Here is a 7,425-nt window from a genome sequence, read left to right as displayed (position 1 = left end):
TGGCCTGAGCGGGGCCGGACCGGCTCACACCCGGAAGCGCGCGGCGTGGCTGCCGACCTCGTCGAGGCGCGACGGTCCGGCGCCGGCGCGCTCCAGGGTCTCGCGCAACTGCCTCGCGCCGGCGCCGCCCGGGACCGCGAGGAGGAGGCTGCTCTCGTCGCGCGCCACCACCTCGCCGTAGAGGTCCTGCAGGGCACGCACCGCCTGCGGGGTCCAGGTGGCGACCTTGGTGGCGTAGAGCACCCAATCGCGCTGGGCCGCGGCCGGGTCGTCGAGCGGGTTCGAGACCACGAAGACCGGGGTGCCGGCCGGGTGCGTCGGCCGCTCGATGAAGGGCAGGCGCGCGATCACCTTGGGCCGGCCCTCGCCGACCAGCCCCTCCCACCAGGGTGCTGCGAGGGAGGCGGGCGTCTCGCCGGCCGGGTCGAGGCGGAAGATGCCGAGATCCCCGCGCGAGGCCGCGACCGCCTCGATCACCGCGAGGCAGGTCGGATGCGACCGGTAGGGCACCGTGAAGCCGAAATGGAACCGCGCGGAGTCGCGCATGGCCGCATCGCCGCCGGAGATGTCGGCATGCACCGAGAACGGCGCCTGCACCCAGGTGAAGGTGGCGATGATGACCCGCCAGATGCCTTCCACCGTATCCAACGGCAGGAGGCCGCGGTGACGCTCGGCCACACGGCGCATCATCCCGGCCTCGCGGCCGGGTCGGAAGGCGGAGCCGCTGGCCGAGGTCTTCTTGACCGCGATCAGCCGGTCGATGATCGAACCGCGCTGGATCAGGAGCGCATGCATCTCCGCATCGATCCGGTCGATTTCGGCGCGCAGATCGGCGAGATCGTCGAGGGGCGGCGCGGGTCTGGTGGTGAAGCGCATGCGGGACAAGGGGTCTGTAACGATGGGCCGTGACCGTCTCTAGGGTCTCCCGCGACCAAGGGCCAGTCCGCGACCGCGGCGGTCCTTTCGTTGACGCCCGGATGAGCGCACATTACCTCGCATGTCAGGCCCGAGGACGGGCACTGCTTTTCCCGCGAACATGCGAACGCCCGCGACGGACGGAACCGTCAAGACCCGCCATGGACACTTCCCTCGACCTTGCCGCGGCACCGGGCGCCTCCGTGGACGACGCCGCCGCGCGCGTGCTCGCGCCGGACCCGTCCCAGGCCGCCGACCCGAAGAGCCCCGTCGCCCTGTTCGGGCCGGACGAGCCCCTGGCCATGGATGCCGGGCAAGCCATCGCGCCGTTCCAGATCGCCTACCAGACCGCGGGGACGCTCAACGCGGACCGCTCCAACGCGGTGCTGATCTGCCACGCGCTGACCGGCGACCAGCATTTCGCCCACACCCATCCCGTCACCGGCAAGCCCGGCTGGTGGGAGACCCTGGTCGGACCCGGCAAGCCGGTCGATACGGACCGGTACTTCGTGATCTGCTCCAACGTGATCGGGAGCTGCATGGGCTCGACCGGGCCGGCCTCGACCAACCCGGAGACGGGCCGGCCCTACGGCCTCGACTTTCCCCTGGTGACCATCCGCGACATGGTCCGGGGCCAGGCGATGCTGCTCGATCGCTTGGGGATCCCCGACCTGTTCCTGTGCATCGGCGGCTCGATGGGGGGGATGCAGGTGCTCCAATGGGCGGCGAGCTACCCGGAGCGCGTGTTCGCCGCGATGCCGATCGCCACCGGCGCCCGGCACTCGGCGCAGAACATCGCCTTCCACGAGGTCGGGCGCCAGGCGATCATGGCCGATCCGGCCTGGGCCGAGGGGCGCTACCTCGAAGAGGGCACGCGTCCGGCAAAGGGACTCGGCGTCGCCCGCATGGGCGCGCACATCACCTACCTGTCGGAGCCCGCACTCCATCGCAAGTTCGGGCGCCGATTCCAGGGCGGGTCCGCGCCGACCTTCTCGTTCAACGCCGACTTCCAGATCGAGAGCTACCTGCGCCACCAGGGACTCAGCTTCGTCGAGCGCTTCGACGCCAACGCCTACCTCTATCTCACCCGCGCAATGGATTATTTCGACCTCGCCGCCGACCATGGCGGCGTGCTCGCCAAGGCGTTCAAGGGCACGAAGACCCGCTTCTGCGTGATGTCCTTCACCTCGGACTGGCTGTTTCCCACCGCCGATTCGCGGGCGATCGTGCATGCCCTCAACGCCGCCTCGGCGCCGGTCGCCTTCGTCGAGGTCGAGAGCGACAAGGGCCACGACGCCTTCCTCCTCGACGAACCGGTGATGTTCGCCGCCGCCAAGGGCTTCATCGAGGCCGCCGCCCGGGCGCGCGGCCTGTGAAGACCCTTCGCGATGCCGCCGCGGTGCCGTGGGACGGGGCCGACGCGCTGCCGCGGGGCGACGACAGCGGCGCGCGCGTCGACCACCTCATCGTGCTCGGCCTCGTGCCCGCCAATGCCCGCGTCCTCGACATCGGCTGCGGCGACGGCTCGCTGCTCGCGCTTTTGCGCGACCGTCGCGGCGTCGACGGGCGCGGCATCGAGCTCTCGCGCGAGGGCGTCAACGCCTGCCTGGCGCGGGGCCTGCCGGTGATCCAGGGCGATGCCGACACCGACCTCGAGAACTACCCCGACGACGCCTTCGACGTGGTCGTCCTCTCTCAGACCATCCAGGCGACCCGCAACCCGCGCATCGTGCTGGAGCATCTCCTGCGCATCGGCCGTCAGGTCGTGATCTCCTTCCCGAATTTCGGGCATTGGCGGGTGCGGGCCGAACTGGCGTTGCGCGGTCGCATGCCCGTGACCACGCTGATGCCGGAGGCCTGGTACGAGACCCAGAACATCCATCACTGCACCATCCGCGACTTCGTCGGCTTGTGCCGGACGGTGGGAGCCCAGATCGAGACCGCAACGGCGCTCGACGTCAGCGGCCGGCCGATGCGGTTCGCGATGCCGTGGTGGGTGTGGAACCTGATGGGCGCGCAGGGGGTGTTCCTGCTGCGACGGGGTGAATTGGTGCGGAGTTGAGGCCGCGGCCTCACCGCCGCCGGATCAGGAGCGTTGCGACCTCGTAGGTCACCCGTGCGCCGCCCGCATCGAAGCGGCGCAGCACCCGTCGCAGGGCACCGGGAGTCAGGGAGCGGTCCGCGCCCGGCGTGGCGGCGCCGATCGCGCGCAGGGAGCGTAGGAACGCCCGGCCATCCGCGTGAGCCTCCACCACCGGAGCGACGGAGACGGCGACGGCGCAGCCCTCGCAGGCGAGCGCCGTGAGCCCGTCGCCGGAGGGATAGGCCGGTGTCGCCGAAGCCAATCCCTCTCCGGCATGCGCCTCGGCCCACTCGCGAAAGGTGCCGGCCGCAAGGGTGGTCACCGCGAGAAGACCGCGCGGCGCGAGCAGCCCGGAGAGCGCCCGCACCGTGCCGGGCAAGTCCTCGAACCACTGCGCCGCGAGACTCGAGGCGACGAGGTCGAAGCCGGGTCGCAAGCACGGACGTTCGGCATCCATGACGAGGAAGCGCGTGGTCTCGTCGGGCATGCGCGCCCGGCAGCGGGCCACCATGGCGGGCGCAAGGTCGGTGACGAGCAGCGGCGAGGCCGGGAAGGCCTCGCGCAGCCTTCGGGTGAGCAGCCCCGTGCCGCAGCCGATCTCCAGGACCCGGGGCACTGGGGGAAGGTCCTGGCGCAGGATGGTCGCGGCGAGCCGGTCAGCCACGATCGCCTGGGTCGCGGCGGCGGCCTCGTAGCCCTCGGCCCGGTCGAAAGCGCTGGCGACGGCGGGTTTCCAGGACGGCATGGCGTGCGATGCCCCGCCGGTCCGAGTCCGGCCCCCTACGTCGACAGGGCCTTCTCGATGAGTCGCGCCGCAGCGAGCGCGCGCCCGTCGTCGCCGAAGCGGGCGATGACCTGGACCCCGAGCGGAAGGCCGTCCCCCGGCACCGGAATGTTGACGCAGGGCACGCCCATCAAGGTCCAGAGGCGGTTGAAGGACGACGCCCCGGTGCTGCCGAGCCCGGCCGGGGCACGGCCGGGGGCGGACACCGTGAGCAGCACGTCGACCTCGTCGAACACGTCCTTCAGCGCGCGCCGGCCGCGATGGGCGACGCGTCGTGCGGCGTCGTAATCCTCCGCCGTGATGGCCTGCGCCGCATCGAGCTGCGGCCCGAGCAGGGGGGTGATCGCTGCGCGGTGATGGGCGTATTCCCAGGCCAGGGCCTGGCGCGCCTCGAAATCCTGAACCGTGCCGTGGGCGGCGAACGCCTCCGCCAGGGCGCCCGGCAGGGCGAGATCGCTCAGGCTGGCGCCTGCGGCCTCGGCCGCTCGGCCAGCCAGCGCGAGGGCGTCGAGAGCGGCCGCGTCGGGGATGCCGGCGAAGTCCTGCATGACGAGACCAATCCGGGGAGCGCCGGGCGCTTCGGACAGGTCGAGGGCGGGGCGCCCGGCGATCACGGACAGGGCATGGGCGACGTCGCGCACGCCCGCACCGAACAGTCCGAGCGTGTCGAGCGCCCAGGAGAAGGTCTTGACGCCCACCATCGGCAGCAGCCGGAACGACGGCTTGACGGCGGCGATTCCGCAATAGGCCGCCGGCCGGATCACCGATCCGCCTGTCTGGGTGCCGAGCGCCATGGGCAGCATCCCGGCTGCCACCGCCGCCGCCGAGCCGGCCGAGGAGCCTCCGGGGGTATGGCCCGGGTCGCGCGGGTTGCGCGTCAGGGTCGGGTCCAGGCCGGCGAAGGGGCAGGTCGTGGTCTTGGCGAACGGCACCGCGCCGAGCGCGCGCAAGCGCGAGACGATGGCCGCGTCGGCCTTGGGTTGCCAGCCGGCATAGATGGGTGAGCCCATCTCGGTGGGCATGTCGGCGGTGTCGATGATGTCCTTGATGCCCACCGCGATGCCGGCGAGCGGACCGGACGCGGCGATCACCGGTTCGGCCTGGTGGCGGACGAGGGCGCCGACCCCGGGCTCGTGGCGGGCGATGGCCTCCAGGGAGAGGGCGACCGCCCCCTGAGGCGTGAGGGCGCCGGAGGCGATGCGGGTGCGGAGATCGACGACGGACAGCATGGCTCCTCCCGTGTTGCGCGCCGCGGCATCTGTCAACAGCCGTCCACAGGGCGGCCCGCGATCGTCCCTCAGCGTTGACGCCCCGTTTACGCGATCCCTCGCATTCTTCCGGTCATGTGGCGTAGCGTTCTCGCGTTCTCCGCCCTTGCGCTGTTCGGCGCGGGGCTCACCGGCTGTGCGCTCAACAAGTTCGAGCAGCGCGAGCCTTGGCGCGACCAGGCCGAGCAGGCCTGCCTCGCCAAGCGCCTCGTACAGGCGACGGAGTTCGTCACCCCCGTGAAGGCGATCGAGGGGCCGGGCACCTGCGGCATGCAGCAGCCGTTCCGGGTGACCCGGCTCGGCGGCGGCGCGGTGGCGCTCAAGCAGCGCATGACCCTGGCCTGCCCGGCGCTGGCGGAGGCCGAGGCCTGGCTCGCCGACACGATCCAGCCGGCCGCGAACCTTTATTTCGGGCAGCCGGTGGCGGAGATCAACGCGGGCTCCTACGCGTGCCGCGGGCGCAACAACCAGGCCGGCGCCAAGCTCTCCGAGCATTCCTTCGGCAATGCCCTCGACATCATGTCGTTCAAGCTCGCGGACGGATACGTCATCACCGTCAAGGGCGGCTGGCGCGGCACGGAGGCCGAGCAGGGCTTCCTGCGCGAGGTATTCGTGGGTGCGTGCCAGCGCTTCGCCACGGTGCTGGCACCGGGCTCCAACGTCTTCCACTACGACCATATCCACGTCGATCTCGCTCGCCACGACCCGCGCGGCCTGCGGCGGATCTGCCAGCCGTCGATCAAATTCACGCCGCAGCTCGGCGCGGACGGGGCCGGTCGCCTGGTCTCGCGGCCGCGCCCGGCCCCCTACCAGGCTGCACCGCCCCAGAGTCCTGTCGACATCGAGGAGGACGATCCCTACGGCGTCTCGCCGATGTCCTCCCGGCAGGCGCCCGGCCCCCGCCCGAGCCAGATCGCCCGTGCGCCGTCCGCGCCGCCGGCTCCCTCCGCCTACGCCGCCGTCCCGCCCAGGATCCCTGCCTATCGCCCCGCTGCACCGCGCGCCGTGGCGGCCTACGACGAACCGGCACCGGGCTTCGAGGAGCCGATGTCGCTGTCCGCGCCGGGGGCGATGCCGGGGCCGATCTACTGACGACGGGGGTGTGCCCCCCAAAGCCCAGCCGGGCACGAAAGCACCATCCGCATCCGCCTCGCGCTTGACACCGCCCGGGCACCCGCCATCGTCCTGGGCAACCCGACGACCTCCAGCGGACGATGCCGGCATGCGACCGAATCCCACCCTCACCGCCCTGGCCCTCGGCCTCGCTCTCGCGGGCGCGGTCGAGCCCGCCCTCGCACGCTCGGCGCGCGAGGAGATCACGCCTGCCGAGGAGCGGCTGTTCCCGTTCGACGGCGACATTCCCGGCTGCCAGGATGCCAGCGTCCTCGAGCGGGTCGCGACCCAGTTCGCCGAGAAGGAGGCGAAGTTCTGGAACTCGTCCCTGACCATCGTCTCCTACGAGCGGATCGCCCGCACCGCCTGGCGGCCGTGGGGGCTCGACTACTACCCGCGCCGGTTCTGCTCGGCGGTGGCCACCACCTCGGACGGGGTGCGGCGCAAGGTCGACTATTCCGTGCGCGAGGGCCTCGGCCTCATCGGCGCGGGCTGGGGCGTGGAGTTCTGCGTCCACGGCCTCGACCGCAACCTCGCCTTCGCCTACGCCACGGCCTGTCGCGAAGCCCGGCCTTGAGGTTCCGCACGCTCGTCGCGGCGGCCTTCGTCGCCGCTGCGAGCCCGGCTCTCGCCCAGGGCTTCGGCCCGGATCCCGGCCAAAATTCCGAGCGAGGATCAGGCAATGGCCGCGGCGGCACGCCCGGCGAGTTCGACTTCTACGTCCTCGCCCTGTCGTGGTCGCCGGCCTATTGCGAGGGTGCGGGGGGCCGGCGTGACGGGGATGGCCAGTGCCGGCCTGGGCGAGGCCTGGGCTTCGTCGTCCATGGTCTGTGGCCGCAATACAACCGCGGCTACCCGTCCGATTGCTCCAGCGTCGTGCGGTCGCCGACCCGACAGGCCATCGAGGTCGCTGGCGAGGTCTATCCGTCGGAGGGCCTCGCCCGTCACGAGTGGCGCAAGCACGGGACCTGCTCGGGCCTCGACCCGACCTCTTATTTCCGTGCGGCGAGGCAAGCGCGGGAGGCCGTGACCATCCCGGAGGCCTTCACGAGCGCGACGAGCGAGCGCCGGGCCGCCCCCATCGAGATCGCCCGCCAGTTCGTCATGGCCAATCGCGGGCTGCGGCCCGACATGATGTCGGTGACCTGCAGCCGCGGCCAGTTGCAGGAGGTCCGCATCTGCTTTGCCAAGGACCTGCGCAACTTCGCCCCCTGCCCCGAACTCGCCCGCCAGAACTGCCGGGCCGGCGAGGTGGCGATCGA

At 71.9% G+C, this 7,425-nt stretch carries 8 protein-coding genes; 5 read left to right on the top strand and 3 right to left on the bottom strand.

Going from position 1 to position 7,425, the window contains the following annotated elements; genetic code table 11:
* Positions 1-24: 24 nt before the first annotated feature.
* Positions 25-876: a chorismate mutase gene (locus tag ACFE7U_RS05620; protein ID WP_375408749.1), complete on the bottom strand. Its 852-nt coding sequence runs from the start codon at positions 874-876 to the stop codon at positions 25-27.
* A gap of 200 nt (positions 877-1,076) precedes the next feature.
* On the opposite strand from ACFE7U_RS05620, the gene ACFE7U_RS05615 reads away from it, so the two are divergent.
* Positions 1,077-2,291, top strand: coding sequence for a homoserine O-acetyltransferase (locus ACFE7U_RS05615; protein WP_375408748.1), 1,215 nt, complete (start codon positions 1,077-1,079; stop codon positions 2,289-2,291).
* Complete coding sequence (metW, locus tag ACFE7U_RS05610) at positions 2,288-2,977, top strand: methionine biosynthesis protein MetW (protein ID WP_375408747.1); 690 nt, start codon at positions 2,288-2,290, stop codon at positions 2,975-2,977. Before ACFE7U_RS05615 ends, metW begins: the two co-directional genes overlap by 4 nt.
* A 10-nt stretch (positions 2,978-2,987) precedes the next feature.
* On the opposite strand, the gene ACFE7U_RS05605 is transcribed toward metW, so the two are convergent.
* Both ACFE7U_RS05605 and ACFE7U_RS05600 read right to left on the bottom strand, forming a co-directional pair.
* Positions 2,988-3,743, bottom strand: coding sequence for a methyltransferase domain-containing protein (locus ACFE7U_RS05605; RefSeq protein WP_375408746.1), 756 nt, complete (start codon positions 3,741-3,743; stop codon positions 2,988-2,990).
* Between the two features lie 35 nt (positions 3,744-3,778).
* Positions 3,779-5,011, bottom strand: a complete 1,233-nt coding sequence (locus ACFE7U_RS05600; protein ID WP_375408745.1) for an amidase — start codon at positions 5,009-5,011, stop codon at positions 3,779-3,781.
* 114 nt (positions 5,012-5,125) lie between these two features.
* Between ACFE7U_RS05600 and ACFE7U_RS05595 the strand changes: the two genes are divergently transcribed.
* The 3 genes from ACFE7U_RS05595 to ACFE7U_RS05585 all read left to right on the top strand — a co-directional run.
* Positions 5,126-6,142, top strand: coding sequence for an extensin family protein (locus ACFE7U_RS05595; protein WP_375408744.1), 1,017 nt, complete (start codon positions 5,126-5,128; stop codon positions 6,140-6,142).
* Between the two features lie 130 nt (positions 6,143-6,272).
* Entirely contained in the window at positions 6,273-6,740 is a 468-nt protein-coding gene (locus tag ACFE7U_RS05590) for a hypothetical protein (protein ID WP_375408743.1), read from the top strand.
* A partial coding sequence (locus ACFE7U_RS05585) for a ribonuclease T (protein ID WP_375408742.1) occupies positions 6,737-7,425 on the top strand: 689 nt, incomplete at its 3' end. The genes ACFE7U_RS05590 and ACFE7U_RS05585, both read left to right, overlap by 4 nt.

Source organism: uncultured Methylobacterium sp. (assembly GCF_964251405.1).
Classification (GTDB): Bacteria; Pseudomonadota; Alphaproteobacteria; order Rhizobiales; family Beijerinckiaceae; genus Methylobacterium.
The sequence above is the reverse complement of the archived record's forward strand: the minus strand, read 5'-3'. Positions and strand labels throughout refer to the sequence as shown.

Coding starts and splice junctions, on each gene's coding strand:
- ACFE7U_RS05620 (WP_375408749.1), bottom strand. CDS start 876: ATGCGCTTCACCACCAGACCCGCGCCGCCCCTCGACGATCTCGCCGAT.
- ACFE7U_RS05615 (WP_375408748.1), top strand. CDS start 1,077: ATGGACACTTCCCTCGACCTTGCCGCGGCACCGGGCGCCTCCGTGGAC.
- ACFE7U_RS05605 (WP_375408746.1), bottom strand. CDS start 3,743: ATGCCGTCCTGGAAACCCGCCGTCGCCAGCGCTTTCGACCGGGCCGAG.
- ACFE7U_RS05600 (WP_375408745.1), bottom strand. CDS start 5,011: ATGCTGTCCGTCGTCGATCTCCGCACCCGCATCGCCTCCGGCGCCCTC.
- ACFE7U_RS05595 (WP_375408744.1), top strand. CDS start 5,126: ATGTGGCGTAGCGTTCTCGCGTTCTCCGCCCTTGCGCTGTTCGGCGCG.
- ACFE7U_RS05590 (WP_375408743.1), top strand. CDS start 6,273: ATGCGACCGAATCCCACCCTCACCGCCCTGGCCCTCGGCCTCGCTCTC.